Raw genomic sequence first — 18031 nt, 5'->3', positions numbered from 1 at the left:
GGCGGCGCTGGCCTGGCCGGCCGCCGGCGACCGCATCCTGGCTGCGATCGATGCGCGCATGGGCGAGGTTTACCTCGGTACATTCGCGCGCGAAGGCGACGGCCTGCGCCTGGTCCAGGCCGAAGCCGTCGGCGCGCCCGGCGCGATCGCGCTCCCGGAGGGGAGCGGCTGGGTGGGCGTCGGCACCGGATACGCGGCCGCCGACGGCGTCCTGCGCACCCGCCTGGGTGGGCGGCTGTCATCGGTGGACGACACGACCTTGCCGCGTGCGGCCGACGTGGCGAAGCTTGCGGCACCGATGTTCGCGCGCGGCGAGGCGGTCGCGCCGGAACTGGTGGAACCGGCCTACCTGCGCAACAACGTGGCGCTGACGCTGGCCGAACAGGCTTCGGCGAAGAAATCCTCGACGTCGGCAACGTCGCGCGTCGACGGCAACGGCGGCAGCGATTCGAGGAACACGCGCCCGTAACTCTTGCCCACCAGGCGCGGGTCGCACAGCACCAGCACGCCGCGGTCGGTCTCGGTACGGATCAGGCGGCCGGCGCCCTGCTTGAGCGCGATCACCGCCTGAGGCAACTGCTCGTCGCGGAACGGATTGCCGCCGGCACGACGAACCGCCTGCAGGCGCGCCTCGAACACCGGATCGTCCGGGGCGGCGAACGGCAGCTTGTCGATCACGACCACGCTCAGGGTGTCGCCCGCCACGTCCACGCCTTCGCGGAAGCTTGCGGCGCCGAGCAGGATGCCGTTGCCCGATTCGCGGAACCGCTGCAGCAGTTGCGCGCGCGGCATCTCGCCCTGCACGAACAGCGGCCACGGCGCGCCGCGCAACGCCGCGGCGGCTTCGCGCAGCGCGCGGTGCGAGGCGAACAGCAGGAAGGCACGCCCGCCCGACGCTTCCAGCACCGGCATCACCGCGTCGACGAGTGCGGCGGTATAACCGCGCGACATCGGCTCCGGCAATCGCGGCGGCATGTAGCACAGCGCCTGCTGGTTCCAGTCGAACGGGCTGGGTTCGAGCACCGTCATCGGCGCATCCAGGCCCAGCCGCCTGGCGATGTGGTCGAAACCGCCGGCTACCGCCAGCGTGGCCGACGTGAACACCCACGCCGCACGCGACTTCTCGCGGTGCTCGCGCAGCGGACCGGACACGTCCAGCGGCGTTCGCTGCAACCGGAACCCCCGCGCCGTCAGCTCGTACCACAGCACGTCCGGTGAACAGGCATCCGCCTCCTCTTCCTCCGTCCAGCGTGCGAGGCGGGCGGCCATGTCGATCGCGCGGGCGTGGCAGGCGTCGAAGCCGGGCGACGTTTCGCGCAGCGGCGAAAGCGCATCGGCGAGCTGCGCCAGCGCCAGGCCCAGGGCCTCGAAGGCGTCGGCGACGTCTCGATGGTGCCGTGCGCGTTCCCGAGTCGCGCGCACCGGCAGCACGTCCATGGCCACGCGCAGTGCACGCGTCGCGTGTTCCAGGCGCTGCGCGTGCGGCTGCACCGTGGCCAGCGCACCGGCGACGTCCTTGCACTCGCGCATGGTGTCGCGCGCCAGTTCCACCAGCGGCCGCGAGCCCAGGCCTTCGCCGAAGAACTGCGCGGCCAGCTCGGGAAGCTGGTGCGCCTCGTCGACGACGAACGCCTGCGCACCGGGCAGGATCTCGCCGAAACCTTCCTGCTTGAGGGCCAGGTCGGCCAGCAGCAGGTGATGGTTGACCACGACCAGGTCGGCGCCCTGGGCGCGCTGGCGCGCCTGGACCACGAAGCATTCGTTCCAGAACGGGCATTCGCTGCCCAGGCAGTTGTCGGTGGTGCTGGTCACCATCGGCAGCAGCGGGGAATCCTCGGGCAGTCCCTCGAGTTCGGCCATGTCGCCCATGCGGGTGCGGCCGGCCCAGGCAACGATGCGCTGGAAATGCGAGACCTGTTCGCGGTCGCCGAACCTGGCCTCGCCCTTGGCCTGCTCGACGCGGTACAGGCACAGGTAGTTCGCCCGCCCTTTCAGCAGCGCGGTCTTGAGCCCGACGCCGAGCGCGTCGCGCACGCGCGGCAGGTCGCGGTGGTAGAGCTGGTCCTGCAAGGCGCGGGTACCGGTTGAGACGATCGTCTTCAGGCCGGACAGCAGCGCGGGCACCAGGTAGGCGTAGGTCTTGCCGGTGCCGGTGCCGGCTTCGGCCAGCAGGTTGGCGCGCGCTTCGAACGCCTCCGCGACAGCCTCGGCCAGGCGCTGCTGCCCGGGCCGCGGCGCGAACGCGGGGATGGCTTCGGCGAGCGCTCCGCCTTCGGCCAGCGCGTCGCGGCTGCGTTCGGACAGGGCGGACATCAGTGCGGGGACATCAGTAGCGCGCGGGTCCGGCGACCGTGCAGGATTCGCGCTGCACCTGGGCCGAGACCACGCCCGGTGCATCGCCGGCGACCAGGCGCAACTGGCGCAGCGTCTCCCAGTGCCGGCGGCACAACGGCCCGACCTTCGCGCCCAAATCCCACGCGCGCTTGGCCAGTCGCGTGGCGGTGGCGAAGTCGCCCACCAGCACCGCCGCCTCGGCACGTTCCTGCAGCAATGCCGGATCGTCGGGCACGAGTTCCAGCGCCTGTTCCAGCGCCGCCACCGCATCCGCGTAGCGCCGCTGCTGCTCCAGGGACAACGCCTGTCCGCGCAGGTCCTCGACCATCGGATCGCGCAACGGCTGCACCGCGAGCTCCGTGTCGTCCTGGCCCGCGGCGGCGCGGATCTGCGCGACCATCGCCTCGGGCGACACGCCCGATGGCGTGGCGAACGTGCCGCCGCCGCTTGCGCAACCGGCGACGAGCAATGCCAGGCCGACAGCGATCGCCACGAGGCGGAAGCGCGACATCACGGCTGCTGCTCCTGCGCCTGCTCGGCCTGTTCGGGCTCCTCGTCGCGATCGCCCCAGCCGAACCAGCTGCGCCAACCGCCGCCTTCCTCGGGCTCGCTGTAGTGGCAGGTCTGGTAGGCGGGTGCGAAACCGGCAACGAAGGCGTAGCGCTGCGCTTCCGGGCAATCGGCGTCGGTGGTGTTGGATCCCACCACCCACTGCCAGTCCAGGCCCTTGTCGGACACGTCCAGCGGTGCGCTCGGCAAGCGCTTGAAGATCGACGACCACACCTTCATGGCGCCGGTCGCGCCGTACAGGCCGGTGGGCTTGTTCTGGTCGTTGCCGACCCAGACGACGGCGAGGTGGTCGCCGGTCCAGCCGGCGAACCAGCTGTCGCGGCTGTCGTTGCTGGTTCCGGTCTTGCCGGCGGCGTGCAGGTGTCCCAGGCCATCGGCCACGAGTTGCCTGCCGGTGCCGGACGACACCGCCCGCTGCAGCGCGATGGTCACCAGCCGCGCGGCGATCGCGTCGCCTTCCTGCGCCGGCGCCGGATCCTTGTCGTAGCGGTTGACCACCTTGCCGTCGCGGTCGATGACGCCGCGTACCGCATGCAGCGGCTGGATCTCTCCCTGCGAGGCGAGGAACTGGTACAGCTGTGCCATCGCGTAAGGACTCTGGTCCAGCGCACCCAGGATCAGCGAGGGATTGGGCGTCGCGCGGATGCCCGACAGCGTGCCCACCAGGTCGGCGATGCGCTCGGGCCCGACCTGCATGCCCACGCGCACGGTCGCCTGGTTGCGCGAACGCGCCAGCGCATCGATCAGGCGGATGGTGCCCAGGCTGCGGCTGTCGGAATTGCCCGGGCTCCAGCGCTTGCCGGTGTCCAGGGTGACCGTCACCGGCGTGTCCTCGACGTAGCTGGCCAGCGACCAGCGGCCGGGCTGGGCCAGCGCGAGCAGGTACACGAACGGCTTGATGATCGAACCGACCGGGCGCTGCGCCTCGACCGCGCGGTTGAAGCCGTGGCGGGTGAAATCGCGGCTGCCGACGACCGCGCGCACCTCGCCCTCGTGCACGTCGGTGATCACAAGGCCCGCCTGCAGCGGCGGACGGCCCTTCGCGTCCAGCGACTTCAGCGTGGCCGCGACCGCGCCTTCCGCGTACGCCTGCGCCGACGGCGACATGCCGGTCATCACCGCCAGGCCGGCGCCCTGCAGCGCATCCTCGGGATAATCGCGCGCCAGTTGCCGGCGCACGAGGTCGACGTAGGCAGGGAAGCGGTTGGCCGAGGTGCTGCCGGGCGCATTGGTGATGCCCAGCGGCGAGGCCTTGGCGCGGGCGAATTCCTCGTCGGTGATCAGCTGGGTCTCGTGGAACTTGGACAACACGAAATCGCGGCGTTCGCGCGCGCGTTCCGGGTGCCGGCGCGGGTCGTACCACGACGGCCCCTTGATGATGCCGACCAGCAGCGCGACCTGCGCGGTGTTGAGGTCGCGCAGGTCGCGGCCGAACCAGTATTCGGAACCGGCGGCGATGCCGCGGATCTCCTGGTTGCCGCGTTGGCCGAGGTAGACCTGGTTGAAATACGTCTCGAGGATCAGGCCCTTGTCGTAACGGGCCTCGAGCAGCAGTGCGTACAGGATCTCGTTGAACTTGCGCACCGGCGTCTGTTCCTGGCCGATGCCGAGCAGGCCGCTGCGCGCCAGCTGCTGGGTGAGCGTGCTGCCGCCCTGCAGGGTCTCGCCGCCGGAGCTGACGGTGACGAACAGCGCGCGGAGCATGCCGCTGAGATCGATGCCGTGGTGGCGGTCGAAATCGCGGTCCTCGACCGCCTGCAGGCCGGTGACCAGCAGCTCCGGTACGTCCTTGAGCTCGACCAGGCGCCGCTCTTCCTGCTTCTGCCCGTATAGCGTGGCGATGCGCGCCGGGTCGAGCACGGCGCCGCGGATCGCCTGGTCGCGCGCCAGGTCGCGCAGCGCGGCCACGCGGCCGCCGGAGAGCACGACCTCGATCCTGCTCGGCCCGATCTGGCCGGTGACGTCCCGGAAACCGCGGCTGGCGATGCGCCAGCGACTGCCTTCGTGGCTGTAGGAACCCGGACGTACCCCGGCGCCGTCATCCTGGTAGGACGCGGCGGCCAGTTCCGTCTTCAGTGTCGCGGCATCCATCGCCAGGCCGGGCGCCAGGCGCAGCGGCTGCGCGTAGACCCGGGTGGGCAACTGCCAGCGGAGCTGGTCGAAACGCTCGCCGACCTGCTGGTTGAGGTACAAAACATAAGGAATGAGGAAGCCCAGGCCGAGTCCGACCGCGGCCAGGGCCCAGGTCAACAGGCGCCGACGCCAGTCCTGGCCTGTGCCGGTGTCCTCGTCCTCATTCTCGTAGTCGTCGTCGGGATCGATGCGCGGCATGTGGGGATGCGACAATGGCCCGGCATGCCGGGAATGCACCGAGTCTAGCGCAGCCGGCCGCATGGCCCCGTGCGCATGTTCCCTTCCAGTCAGCCGGAGTTACGTGGTTTGTCGATCACCGAATCCAGCGCCATGCTGCTCGCTGGGTTGCAGTTCCGGCTCCGGCGGCAGTTGCAGTTGCTGCGCCGCGCCCGGGCCAGCATCCGCGAACAGGGCTGGAAGGCCACGTGGCACCGGGCACGCCCCCAGGACGGCGACGCGTCCGGCGGCACGGGTGCCTTGCCTGCGGCCGAAGCCCGGCCGTGGGAAGTGGGCCCCTGGGTGCTCGTGGTCGATGGCAGGGCGCCACGGCCCGATCGCGATTCCGGGTCCCTGCGCCTGCTGAACCTGATGCGGGCCATGGTGTCGGCGGGCTACCGCGTCGCGTTCATCGCCGACGAAGGCGGAAGCGACGCTGCCGCCATCGCGCGCCTGGCCGCCGAAGGCATCCACGTTCCCGTCGATGGCAACGCCGGCGCGGCAATCGCATGGATCGGCGGCCACCGCGGCACGCTGGCGGCCGCCATCGTCTGCCGCCATCACGCAGCGGGGCACTGGTTGCCGCTGCTGCGCCGGATCGCGCCGCAGGCGCGCCTGGTTTTCGACACCGTGGACCTGCATCACCTGCGCGAAGCGCGCGAAGCGGAGCTGCGCGGCGATCGCGGCCTGGCCCGACGCGCTGCGGCGACGCGCAAGCGGGAACTGGCGCTTGCCGAGCTGGCCGACACGACCTGGGTGGTCAGCCCGGTGGAGCGCGGTCTCCTGCTTCCCGCCCTGCCCGGCGCGGACGTGCGCGTGGTGTCGAACATCATCGAGGACGACACCGCAGGCGCGTCGTTCGAGCAGCGCCATGGCCTGCTGTTCGTCGGCGGCCTCAGGCATCCGCCCAACCGCGACGCAGTGGAATGGCTGGTGTCCGACATTTTCCCGCGCGTCCGCGCCGAGTTGCCAGAGGTCGAACTGCATCTGGTCGGCGACCCCGGCCACGGCGCCGCGGCGGTCCCCGCCTCCGCGGGTGTCATCGCCCACGGCCACGTACCGGACCTGGCGCCGCTGCTCGATGGTTGCCGGATCGCGGTGGCGCCGCTGCGCTTCGGTGCCGGGGTCAAGGGCAAGATCAACCTGAGCCTGGCGCACGGCCAGCCCGTGGTGGCGACCGCGTGCGCGGTCGAGGGCATGCACCTGGTAGACGGCGGTGACGTGCTGGTTGCCGATGATGCCGCAGGATTCTCGGCCCGGGTCGTGGCGCTGTATCGCGATCCGGATCTCTGGCGGAGGCTGTCGGACAACGGCCGCGCCAACGTGCGGCGCCATTTTTCACCCGCGGCCGCGCTCGACGCAGTGCGGGCCTCGCTGGGCTCGACGGGAGGCGTGCGCTGATGCGCATCCTCCTGCTCGCCTACGAGTTTCCGCCGAGCCCATCGCCGCAGTCGCTGCGCTGGGCGTACCTGTGCCGCGAACTGCACCGGCTCGGCCACGACATCGACGTATTGACGATCGATCTCGGCGGTCAGTCGCCCGGCCTCCCGGAGCTGCCGGCCGGCGTTCGCGTGCACCGCACGTATCCCGGTCATGTCCGCGGCCTGGTGGCATGGCGGCGGCGACGTCGCACTCGGGCGCATGCCGCAGGCGGCGGAGAGCCCGGGATCACCACCAGTACCATGCAGTCCCGCAGCGGCTGGAAACACCGCGTCTCGGCCTGGTTGCAGCGACTGGGCGAGCGTGTCTGGTTTCCGGACCTGCGCGGCGAATGGCACCGGCATGCGTGCGCGAGACTGGACGAGCTGCTGGCATCGCGATCGCCCGATGTGGTGGTGAGTTCGCACGAGCCGGCCACGAGCCTGGAGCTGGGCCTGCGCGCGCACGAGGCCGGCTTCCGCTGGGTCGCCGACCTCGCCGATCCGGTGCTGGCGCCATACACGCCACCGCACTGGCGACGGCGTGCGCAACGGCTCGAAGCCGACACCTGCCGCCGCGCCTCCGCGATCCTGGTCACGACGCCGTCTGCGCAGGAACTGCTGGCCAGCCGTTGCGCCGACCATGCCCCGATCGTCGTGCTCACCCAGGGCTTCGACGACGCGCGCGCGCCGGCGGAAGCGCAGGACGCCCCGGCGAGCGAAGCGGCCACGCTCGAACTGCTCTACACCGGCAGCTTCTACAGTTTCCGCAGCGCCGGTGCGCTGCTGCGGGCCGTCATCGCGACGCCCGGCGTGCGCCTCAACATCGCCACAATCCATGCCCCCGACGAGGTGCTGGAAGCCGCGCGTAAGCATCCCGACCGCGTCCGCCTGCTCGGCTTCCTGCCGCACCTGGCCGCGCTGGACTGGCAACGCCGGGCGGACGTGCTGGTGAACCTGGCCAACCAGGATCCCAGCCAGGTACCGGGCAAATGCTACGAATACATGGGCGCCGGGCGCCCGATCCTGCATGTCGGCGACGCTCCGGGCGACGCGGTCGCGGCTGAGGTCGTGTCGCGGCAACGCGGCTGGGCATGCGCTCCTTCGGAGTCGGCCATCGCGGCGGAACTGCGGCGCTTGCGGCAACTGCACGTCGAGGGACGCCTGCTTGCGGGCCTGCGCCTGGACCGGGAAGGCGTCGCCGAGTTCGGCTGGAGCCACCTGGCACGGCGGCTGGACGCACTGCTCCGCGAGGTCGCGACCAAGCCCCGCGCCTAGGCGCGCCGCGCGCGCTCGATGCCGGCGATCGCCTCGATCTTGCCGAGCAGCCGCGACAGCTGGCCGAAATCGGCGACGCGCACGCGCATCCGCAAGCGCATGCGGCCGCCGCGGGCATTGCCGCCGCGGACGCTGTCGCCACCGACGTTATCGCTATGGATGTCCAGCACGTGCGCGTCTTCCTGCGCGATCAGGTTGGTCAGGTCCTTGAGCAGCCACTTGCGGTCGATCGCGTCCAGCAACAGGTCGACCTCGTGGCTGCCATTGCGCCCGCCGCTCCATTCCACCGGCAGTACGCGCCCGGGCTCGGCCGCCTCCAGGCGCAGGAACGTGGCGCAGTCGGCGCGGTGCACGCTGACGCCGCGGCCGCGCGTGAGGTAGCCGCGGATCGGCTCGCCCGGAAGCGGCTGGCAGCATTTCGACATCTGCACCAGCAGGTTGCCGACACCGACCACGGTCACCGGCGACGCCTTGCCGCGGTGCGGGCGTCGTGGCTGCGGGACGCGAGGCACCAGCGGCGCTTCAGGCGCGCGTTCGGTGCGGGCGCGCTCGTGCTCGGCCAGCGCGCGCGCCACCTGGTGCGGGCCCACGTCGCCGAGCGCGACCAGCACCTGCAGGTCCTCGACCGTATCGGCGTTGAAGCGGCGCGTGATCGCCGCGAGGTCCGCGTGCTGCAGGCCCATGCGCTTGAGTTCGCGGTCCAGCAGCTCGCGGCCGTCCTGCACGTTGCGCGCACGGTCGAGCTTGTGGAACCAGCTGCGGACCTTTTCCCGCGAGCGCGGACTGGCGAGGAAACCGTTGGCGGCCACCAGCCAGTCGCGCCGCGGCTCGCCGGTCTTGGCGGTCATGATCTCGACGCGGTCGCCGCTCTCCAGCCTGTAGTCCAGGGGCACGATGCGGCCGTCGACCTTGGCGCCGCGGCAGCGGTGCCCGACCTCGGTGTGCACGTAGTAGGCGAAGTCCAGCGGTGTCGCGCCGCGCGGCAGGTCGACCACCTCGCCCTTGGGCGTGAGCGCGTAGATGCGGTCCTCGACCAGCTCGCTGTCGAGCTCCTCGAGCAGGCCCGCATCGCCTTCGGCCCTGGCGTCTAGCAGGCGCCGCATCCATTCGATCTTGCGGTCGAGCGCGGCATTGCCGGCGGCCGAGCGGCCGGCGCCGCCCGACACGCTGCCGGCCTCCTTGTACCGCCAGTGCGCGGCCACGCCGAGTTCGGCCTGGGCATGCATGTCGAAGGTCCGGATCTGCACTTCGAGCGTCTTGCCCTCGGGGCCGACCACAGCCGTATGCAACGAGCGGTAGTCGTTGTGCTTGGGCCGGGCGATGTAGTCGTCGAACTCGCTGGGCAACGGCGCCCACAGCGCGTGGACGACACCGAGCGCGGCATAGCAGGCGGCGACGTCGTCGACCATCACCCGCACCGCGCGCAGGTCGTAGAGCTCGCCGATCGGCACGCCCTTCTTCTGCATCTTCTTCCAGATGCTGTAGATGTGCTTGGGTCTGCCGGACACCTCGGCGTGCAGGCCGTGCGCGAGCAGGGCCTTGTCGAGTTCGCGCTTGACCTGTTCGATGTAGCGCTCGCGGTCGCCGCGCTTGCCGTCGAGCAGGCGGGCGATGCTGCGGTAGGTATCGGGCTCGAGGTGGCGGAACGCGAGGTCTTCCAGTTCCCATTTCAGCTGCCAGATGCCGAGGCGGTTGGCCAGCGGAGCGTGGATGTCGCGGGTGAGCTGGGCCAGCGCGCGGCGCTCGGCTTCGGGGCGCGCGCCGACGTGGCGCAGCCGCGCCAGTTGCCGCGCCAGCAGGATCGGCACCACGCGCAGGTCGCGCACGATCGCCAGCAGCAGCCGGCGCAGGCCTTCGCTACCTGTCCCCTGCGCGCTGCGTTCGGCGTGCAGGGCCCAGACCTGGTTGGCGGCGCGCTGGCCCTCCAGCAGCACCTGCACGTTGGGATGCTTGCGCGACAGCTCCGGCGCGAGCGCCTCGGCCAGCGTCGGGGCGACATGGAGGATGGCCGCGGCCAGCACCTCGCCGCCGGATTCGAGCAGGGCCAGCGAAGCCAGGGTGTCGGCCACCACCGGGGCCGGATCCCGCGCGCCGTGCAGGCCGGTGGCGATGGCGTCGCGCAGCAGCTTGCGCAGGGGCGGCGCGATCGCCGCGCACGTGCCGGCGTCCAGCAATTCCGGCGACAGCTTGTGCAGGTTGTCGTGCTCGGGGGGAGGCACGTCGGGTCATCGCGTGGTCTTCGGGCTTCCACCATATCCCAGGTGGAGCGTTTGCGCGCGCGCCTCAGCCGATGCGCGCGAGCCTGGCCGCCAGCTTCTTGGGCGACACCCCGCCGCGCTTGCCCAACTCCTGCGCGAACTGCGACACCCGCAGTTCCTCCAGGTCCCAGCGCAATGCCTGCCACTCCGGCTCTTCGGCGCGGCCGGCGACCTCTGCCGCCTGCAGGGCGTCGGCGAAGGGCTTGAGTTCCAGCATCCGCGCCTGGTCGCGGCCGGGGTCGCGCAGGGCGCGCTCGGCGCGCAGGGCCAGGGCGCGCAGGTAGCGTGGATATTCGGCCAGCGCGGTCGCCGGCACGTCGCGCAGGAAGCCCGGTGGAACGAGTGCGGCGAGCTGCGCCTGCATGTCGGCGAGGTTGCCGCTGGCCCATCCCACCAGCTTCGAGTCCAGCGCGGCGCGCACCTCGGCCACCAGCGCGAGGATGGCCTCGGCCTGCTGCAGCCGTTGCATGGCTTCGGGAAAGAGGCCCTTTGCCACCTGTTCGCGGCGGGCGTCGAAGGCCGCGCGATCGCGGATGTCGCCCAGGCCATCGACCACCAGCGCATCGAAGGCACCGTCGACCAGGTCGGCACGCAGGCTGTCGCCGTGATTGCCGCGGGGCGCCGCCGATTCGATCGCCGCATACAGCAGGGCGGTCTTCGCCTGCACCGGCAGTTGCTTGCGTGCCTGCTTGATCCGGTCGGCCAGGGTCAGCTGCAGCAGCCGGCGCACGCCGCGCGGATGTGCGCGCGCGGCCACGCCTCGCTCGGCGTGCACGGCCAGCGAGGCGCTGTCGCCGTCGTCGTGCAGCGCCGGGTACGCGGGCACGCCGCCGGCGCCGGGAACCTGCTCCGGAATCGGCTCGTCGGGAAACGCGAGCAGTCCCTTGCGCGCCATGCCCTGCGCCGCGTGGCGCGCGAACGCCGATGCCGCGCGCGCGCCGAAGCGCTTGCGCAGGTCGTCGAGGTCGCGCGACTCGGCCAGGACATTGCGCTGGCCACCGGCATCGAGCAGGCGCAGGTTGGCGCGCAGGTGAGGCTCGATGGCGGTGGCGTCGAACTCGGCCGCCGACAGGGCCACGCCCGTCGTGCGCTGCAGGAAGCGGGCCAGCTCGCCCTCGATGCTGTCGGCCGACGGTTGCGGCCAGGCTTCGGCGAAGGCGCGGGCGAAATCCGGCGCCGGTACGAAGTTGCGGCGCAGCGCCTTGGGCAGCGAGCGGATCAGCGCGGCTGCCTTGTCGGCGACGAAGCCCGGGGCCAGCCAGGACAGGCGCGCCGGGTCCAGCGCATTGAGCAGGTGCAGCGGCACGACCACGCTCATGCCGTCGTCGACGGCGCCCGGTTCGAAGCGATAGCGCAGCTCCAGGCGCGCGTCGCCGAGCGCCAGGTAGCGCGGGAACAATGCGGCATCGCTTTCGTCGCCGACCATCAGGTCGTCGCGCGACCACTCCAGGGCCTGCTTTTTTTCCGGCGGCAAACGTCCGTACCAGGCGTCCAGCGCCTGCACGTTGTGCACGTCGGCCGGCAGCCGGTCCAGGTACCAGCGCGCCTGCCAGTCCTCGTCGACGACCAGGCCGGCGCGGCGCTGCTTGGCTTCTTCCTCGTGCGCCCTGGCCAGGGTCTCCAGGTTGCGCTTGAGGAAGGCGCTGCGGGTGTCGATCTCGCCGGTCAGCAGGGCATCGCGCACGAAGATCTGGCGCGACTCTTCGGGGAACATGGCGCCGTAGTGGATGGGCTTTTTGGGTGCCAGCACCAGACCGAACAGGCTGACCTGCTCGCTGCCGATCACCCTGCCCTGCGCGCGCGACCAGCGCGGATCGAAGCGGCGGCGCGCCAGCAAATGCGGAAGTTCGGCCATCGCCCAGTCGGGTTCGATCGCGGCGTTGGTCAGCGCCCACACCTTCTCCGTGTCGAGCAACAGCGCCGACAACACCCACGGAGGCGGCTTCCTGGCCAGGGTGGAGCCGGGGAACAGCTGGAACTTGCGACCGCGCGGCCCGTCGTAGACCGCGGGCGCCTTCTTCGTCTTGTCGCCCGGCTGCCGGTTGCCCACCTGCGTCGGCAACCCGGCGATCAGCGCCCGATGCAGTGCAACGTATTCCCTGCGCAGCGCCTTCTCGCTCGCCGCCGCCTCGCCGCCATCCCGGTCTCCGGTCCCCGGCCCCCGGTCCCCGCTCTCCCACCCCAGCTCCCGCACCACCAGCCGCAACTGCCGATGCAACTCGCGCCACTCGCGCAAGCGCAGGAACCCGAGGAAGTGCTTCGCCGCCCACTTGCGCAGCTGCGACTGGGTCAGCTCCTCATGGGCCTGGTCGTAGGCGCGCCAGAGCTTCACGATTCCGGCGAATTCCGAACGCGGATCGGCGAACTGCGCATGCGCCTGGTCGGCCGCGGCGCGCTGGTCGGCCGGGCGCTCGCGCGGCTCCTGCACGCCCAGGAAGCTGGCGATCGCGAGCATGTCGCGCAGGCAGCCATGCGCCTTCGCCGCCACGAGCATGCGTGCCAGCTTGACGTCGATGGGCATGCGCGCCATCAGGCGACCGGTGGCCGTGAGCTTGCGCTGCGCGTCGATCGCGCCCAGTTCGGCCAGTGCCTGCCAGCCGTCGGCGATCGCGCGCGGATCGGGCGGCTCGAGGAACGGGAAATCCTCGATCGCGCCCAGCCGCAGCGACAGCATGCGCAGGATCACGCCGGCCAGCGCCGCGCGCCGGATCTCCGGGTCGGTGAACTCCGGACGCGACTGGAAGTCGGCTTCGCTGTAGAGGCGATAGCAGATGCCCGGCGCCACGCGCCCGCAGCGACCCTTGCGCTGGTTCGCGCTGGCCTGGCTGATCGGTTCGATGTGCAGCCGGTCGAGCTTTTGCCGCGGACTGTAGCGCTTGACCCGGGCCAGCCCGGGGTCGACGACGTAGTGGATGCGCGGCACCGTCAGCGATGTCTCGGCAACGTTGGTCGCGAGCACGATCCTGCGCTGGCTGCCCGGGTGGAATACGCGGTCCTGGTCGCGCGCCGACAGGCGCGCATACAGAGGCAGCACTTCGGTATGGCGGTACTTGCGCTCCTCCAGCGCGCGGTGCGCGTCGCGGATCTCGCGCTCGCCCGGCAGGAACACCAGGGTGTCGCCGGTGGGACGTCCCTTCGCGATCTCGTCGCAGGCACGCAGGATGCCGGACAGGGGGTCCGACCCCTGTTCTTCCGCCGGGTCGTCGAGGTAGCGGGTTTCGACGGGATAGCCGCGGCCTTCGACTTCGACCACGGGTGCGCCGCCGAAATGGGCGGCGAACCGCGCGGTGTCGATGGTCGCGGAAGTGACGATCACCTTCAGCTCGGGACGGCGCGGCAACAGTTGCTTCAGGTAACCGAGCAGGAAGTCGATGTTGAGGCTGCGCTCGTGCGCTTCGTCGATGATCAGGGTGTCGTAGCGCGACAGCTTGCGATCGGACTGGATCTCGGCCAGCAGGATGCCGTCGGTCATGAACTTGACCACGGTCTGGGCGCTGGCCTTGTCGTTGAAGCGTACCTGGAAGCCTACCGCCCCCCCGAGCGGCACCTGCAGTTCCTCGGCCACCCGGCCGGCCACCGCGCGCGCCGCGATGCGCCGCGGCTGGGTGCAGCCGATCATGCCCTTGGCTCCGCGCCCCGCGGCCAGGCACAGGCGCGGCAACTGGGTGGTCTTGCCCGAGCCGGTCTCGCCCGCCACCACGACGACCTGGTGGCGGCGGATCAGTTCGACGATGTCCCCGGCCGCCGCCGCGATCGGCAGTTGCGGGTCGATCGGCAGGCGCGGGTCGATGACGGGATTCATGGATGGTGTCTATGGATGCGGTCGATGCCGTGTATTTCCAACCTTCACGTGGCAGCGCTATTGTGAAGCCTTCCCCACCCTAGGGAGTCACGAGCATGGCCAAGACCAAGAGCAAGACCAGCCCCGCGGCCGCCAGGCGCGCGAAGACTGCCGCCCCGGCCGGTACGGCGCCCGCGATCGACATCGGCCTTTCGACCGCCGAGCGCCGCAAGATCGCCGACGGCCTGTCGCACTTCCTCGCCGACGCCTACACCCTTTACCTCAAGACCCACAGCTTCCACTGGAACGTCACCGGGCCTATGTTCAACAGCCTGCACCTGATGTTCGAGACCCAGTACTCCGAGCAGTGGACCGCGCTGGACGAAGTGGCCGAACGCATCCGCGCGCTGGGCTACAACGCGCCGGGTTCGTACGCCGAGTTCACCCGGCTGTCCTCGATCCGCGAGGAACCGGGCCTGACCGAGGCGCCCGAATGGCGCGAGATGGTCCGACAGCTCACCGTCGGCAACGAAGCCGTGTGCCGCACCGCGCGCAAGACGCTCAAGACCGCCGAGGACGCGGGCGACGACCCGACCGTCGACCTGATGACCCAGCGCCTGCAGACCCACGAGAAGTACGCGTGGATGCTGCGCTCCCTGCTGGAGTAGGAGCGCGCCATGCGTGCGGTCACTTGATCCGCGCGCGGAACCTGACGGTGAACTGGGCGTTGTTCGCATCGAACGCGCCCTTCGGGTTGATCCGGATCGCATCGACCGCCGGATCGGTGGTGCTGCCCGAGGGCGAGTAGGTCCAGGTACTGCCGCCGTCGTTCGAGAACGCCACGTCGCCGGCACCGAAGCTCAGGCCGCTGGCCGGCGTGCCGTCGTCGAACCTGACCGGTCCTGGCCAGCCGATATCGCCTACCCACAGCTCGAGTTGCTGCGGGATGGCGTCGGTCACGAACACAGAGTCCGCGTCGGTCGCGTTCGCGGCCGGATTGGTCACGATGATCTGGTACTCGACGATCGCGCCCGGGATCGCCTTCGGGTTGGTTGTGCCATTGACCGGGTCGGAGACAACGGTGCTCAGCTTGACCACCGTGAGGGGTACGGTCTTGCTGTTGTCCCAGGTGCAGATGACCGAAGCGGCGGCCGGCATGGTGATGACGCGTGTCAGTCCCGTACCCGCAATCGCGACCGGCGTGGTCGTTCCCTCGATGACGCAGGACAGTTGTACCGTGTAGATGCCTGGCACACCGACCGTGAACGCTTCCGCGAGCGTCACCGGCGTCCCGCCACCGGCGTAGGCGGTCGCCGGCGAGGTCGTGGCGGGGGCGGTGGAACTGCCTGGCGTGGCGGCCACGCCCCCGGAGATCGAAAGGCTCACGGCATCTCCGGCCGTGGCACCGGCACCCCAGGCATTGCCGAGGGTCACCTTGCCGGCGATCATGAAGCTCCCGCTACGCATGTGCGAAACCGTTCCTTCGGTGCCTTCCCTGGCCGTCACCTTCGCTGTCCAGGGCCCGGGAGGGGAAGCCGCGGGGATCGTATAGGCGTACTCGTAGATGCGTTGCGCGCCGCTGCCAGCCTTCGGCGTCATGGGCGTGCTGCCCACCCGGGTTGTCCCCGTGGCGTCCTCGATGACGATGTTGGCTCCGCTGATGTCGGCATAACCGAACGGATCGCTCACGACCGCGCGCAGGTGCACCGTCTGGCCCGGCGCATAGCCGGTTGCCGTCGCCGTGGAACCGTAGGCCGCGGAATACGGCAGGACACTGTCGACATTGATGACGGTGGATACGTCCATCGACACCGTGCTCATGATCGCCCCGTTGCGTTGCACCATGCGCATCGGGCGGTTGGCGCCGGAAGTGTTGGTGATTCGCAGGATCAACTCCTGGCCGGCGGGAATCGTCGTGGCGGAAGCAAATGGAATGTTGACTCCCCGCAATGCATAGGAGAGATCGTTGAACGTGCCGTCCCCGGAGGTGCCCAGATGGGACCCTCCGGAGGTGTAAAGGTCCGCCCGCCACCTCAGGTCGCTGCCACTGGCGCAAACGGTCCAGAAGATCAGCCATGTCGTATCGACGCACTCCACGTTCAGGCTGACGCTGACCACGGACCCTGCCTTGATCGTCAGATCCTTCTGCAGGGCGGGCTGCAGCCTCCACTCCGCGAAATCGTTGCGGTTGATGGTGATGGCAGTTCCAGCCGCGGGTTGCGGCGTCCTGGTCATGACACGCGTCGACGGGCCCGTGCCGTTGTAGATGTAGAGGAGCTTGTTGCCCTCGGCCGGGAGCTGCGGGGCCGCCACGGTGGTCATCGCGCCCGGGGCCGCACCGGTGCCGCGCGGGTTGGCGACGTTGGCCACGTTGGTGATGGCAAGCCCCGGGGCCGCCCCAGCCGAAATCGTGGCATCGAAAATGATCGACACGCTGCCGTTGGCCGGCACGTCGATTCCGGTGACGTTGAGCACACCCGCGCCATTGGCGCCGCCCGTGGGGGACGAGGAATGGGTGCTCCCGGCGGGCGTCCCCACCACGGTGAAGCCCGAAATGCCTGCAGGCATATCGTCGGTAACGGTCACTCCGGTTGCGGCAACGCCAGCCGACTCGCGGACGGTGATGGTGTAGCGCAGGGTATCGCCGGGCTCGGGGTCGCCACCACCGAGATTCACGACCGTCTTGGTGGACGTCGACAGGTCCGAGCGGAGGACGACGGTCTCGTCGCCCGTCGTATTGGTTGCGCTGTTCGGGCAGACGCCGTTGTCCTCGGTCTCGCAAACGTTGTAGACCAGGGTCGTGGTCGTCGGATTGCTGACCACGGCACTGTTGACCAGCGGCGACGTGGCGTCGCTGTCGACGGTGACGTTGATCGAGAGCGGAGGAAACGCCCTCGTATAGGTCAGGTCCTGTAGCGACACGGTGTCGCAGGTCACGACCTGGCCGACGTTGCTGCAGGTCCAGCCGGTCCCGCCGGCCGAGGCGTAGGTGAGGCCGGCCGGCAACGTATCGACGACACGCACCGGTTGCGGCGTGCTTGGCGGGTTGACCTGTGGCTGGACGACGGTGTTGGCGACGTTGATCGTGTAGGTGCCGGTGCCCCCGACCGTGAAGTCACCGACGTGGGTCTTGGTCAGCGACAGGCCGATGGTGTGGTACTTGAGACCGAACAGAACGCCCTGCAGGCCACTGCCCTCCAGTTCCGCCGTCACCGTGCCGGGGCTGTTGTCCGTGGTGAAGACGTAGCTGCCCACGCCACCGCCGGAACCCGCCGCCACGCCATCGATATCGACGGTCTTGCTTCCGGTGCTGTTCCCCACGGCAGTCGCGGGTGTCAGCACGGGCATGTTGCGGGTCGGGTTGGAGATGCCCGGTGCACTGACCAGGTCCCATGCCGTGCCCGTGGTGGTGAAGGTGATGGATTCGCCGTTGTTGCTGGACTCGCCGTCGGCGGCCACGAACACGAACGGCAACTCCGTGGAGCCGTTGGCGTGCAGCGTGATGCTCGTCAGCCGCACCGTGTCCCGCGGATTGTTCTGGTTGTTCGCATCCTGGTACAGGATGGGATTGCCCGGAATGTCGTTGAACGCGCTGTTGCCGAAGGCGGCGCCCGTCCACGAGGGAACGGGGCGCGCATACATGTTGGCGCCGGCCGTATTGCCCGGGATGATCCTCAGCGTGAAGGTCAGATAGGCGCCGCCACGCAGGTTGACCCGGAAATTCTGGCCGGAAGTGCTCTTGGCCTGGGTCAGGTTGAGCGGCGAGAAGTCGATCCAGCAATACGCGCCGAAATCGATCGGTCCGTCCGTGCCCTTGACGTCGGCCGGGTGGCACACCGTCGCCGTCTGCGCCGATGCCACCTGCACCAGCCCGGGGAGCAGCCAAGCGGCAAGCACCAACCCGAGCGCAAGAAAACCCTGCCGGAAAACCCGGCGAATTGCATCTACCAAAATCCGCGCCCCCTGTTGCGCGGCCTCCGCACGTGTCTGTCGGAGCCCTCAATCACCTGATTGTAGTGACATGCAGCGCTGCCGCGCCGCGA

Annotated in this window: 7 protein-coding genes and 2 pseudogenes; 3 read left to right on the top strand and 6 right to left on the bottom strand. The window is 70.1% G+C overall.

Annotated features, from left to right (window positions below):
* Positions 1-345 precede the first annotated feature (345 nt).
* The 3 genes from QAA18_RS04060 to mrcB are packed head-to-tail and all read right to left on the bottom strand — an operon-like array spanning position 346 to position 5235.
* A complete protein-coding gene (locus QAA18_RS04060) occupies positions 346-2313 on the bottom strand; it encodes an ATP-dependent DNA helicase (RefSeq protein ID WP_279411191.1) in 1968 nt (655 codons plus the stop codon).
* A 13-nt stretch (positions 2314-2326) separates the two neighbouring features.
* Positions 2327-2845, bottom strand: a complete 519-nt coding sequence (locus tag QAA18_RS04055; protein WP_279411190.1) for a tetratricopeptide repeat protein — start codon at positions 2843-2845, stop codon at positions 2327-2329.
* The gene (mrcB, locus tag QAA18_RS04050) at positions 2845-5235 is read right to left on the bottom strand and encodes a penicillin-binding protein 1B (RefSeq protein WP_279411189.1); all 2391 of its coding nucleotides are present in this window, start codon (positions 5233-5235) and stop codon (positions 2845-2847) included. Before mrcB ends, QAA18_RS04055 begins: the two co-directional genes overlap by 1 nt.
* 75 nt (positions 5236-5310) lie before the next feature.
* Here mrcB and QAA18_RS04045 point away from each other — a divergent pair, with 75 nt between their 5' ends.
* Both QAA18_RS04045 and QAA18_RS04040 read left to right on the top strand, forming a co-directional pair.
* Positions 5311-6654 (top strand): glycosyltransferase family 4 protein, encoded by a 1344-nt coding sequence (locus tag QAA18_RS04045; protein ID WP_279411187.1) that lies wholly within the window; start codon positions 5311-5313, stop codon positions 6652-6654.
* Complete coding sequence (locus QAA18_RS04040; protein WP_279411185.1) at positions 6654-7949, top strand: glycosyltransferase; 1296 nt, start codon at positions 6654-6656, stop codon at positions 7947-7949. Before QAA18_RS04045 ends, QAA18_RS04040 begins: the two co-directional genes overlap by 1 nt.
* Here QAA18_RS04040 and QAA18_RS04035 read toward each other — a convergent pair.
* A complete protein-coding gene (locus QAA18_RS04035) occupies positions 7946-10075 on the bottom strand; it encodes a bifunctional (p)ppGpp synthetase/guanosine-3',5'-bis(diphosphate) 3'-pyrophosphohydrolase (protein WP_279411194.1) in 2130 nt (709 codons plus the stop codon). The genes QAA18_RS04040 and QAA18_RS04035 overlap by 4 nt on opposite strands.
* Positions 10076-10232: 157 nt before the next feature.
* Positions 10233-13991: pseudogene (gene hrpA / locus QAA18_RS04030) on the bottom strand (ATP-dependent RNA helicase HrpA); the annotation flags it as partial.
* A gap of 182 nt (positions 13992-14173) precedes the next feature.
* Here hrpA and QAA18_RS04025 point away from each other — a divergent pair.
* Positions 14174-14656: pseudogene (locus QAA18_RS04025) on the top strand (Dps family protein); the annotation flags it as partial.
* A 19-nt stretch (positions 14657-14675) separates the two neighbouring features.
* Here the strand turns inward: QAA18_RS04025 and QAA18_RS04020 are convergent.
* Complete coding sequence (locus QAA18_RS04020) at positions 14676-17939, bottom strand: CshA/CshB family fibrillar adhesin-related protein (protein ID WP_279411182.1); 3264 nt, start codon at positions 17937-17939, stop codon at positions 14676-14678.
* Positions 17940-18031 lie beyond the last annotated feature (92 nt).

It is taken from the genome of Luteimonas sp. 8-5 (assembly GCF_029763755.1).
Taxonomy (GTDB): Bacteria; Pseudomonadota; Gammaproteobacteria; order Xanthomonadales; family Xanthomonadaceae; genus Cognatiluteimonas.
The sequence above is the reverse complement of the archived record's forward strand: the minus strand, read 5'-3'. Positions and strand labels throughout refer to the sequence as shown.

Coding starts and splice junctions, on each gene's coding strand:
- QAA18_RS04060 (WP_279411191.1), bottom strand. CDS start 2,313: ATGTCCGCCCTGTCCGAACGCAGCCGCGACGCGCTGGCCGAAGGCGGA.
- QAA18_RS04055 (WP_279411190.1), bottom strand. CDS start 2,845: ATGTCGCGCTTCCGCCTCGTGGCGATCGCTGTCGGCCTGGCATTGCTC.
- mrcB (WP_279411189.1), bottom strand. CDS start 5,235: ATGCCGCGCATCGATCCCGACGACGACTACGAGAATGAGGACGAGGAC.
- QAA18_RS04045 (WP_279411187.1), top strand. CDS start 5,311: ATGTTCCCTTCCAGTCAGCCGGAGTTACGTGGTTTGTCGATCACCGAA.
- QAA18_RS04040 (WP_279411185.1), top strand. CDS start 6,654: ATGCGCATCCTCCTGCTCGCCTACGAGTTTCCGCCGAGCCCATCGCCG.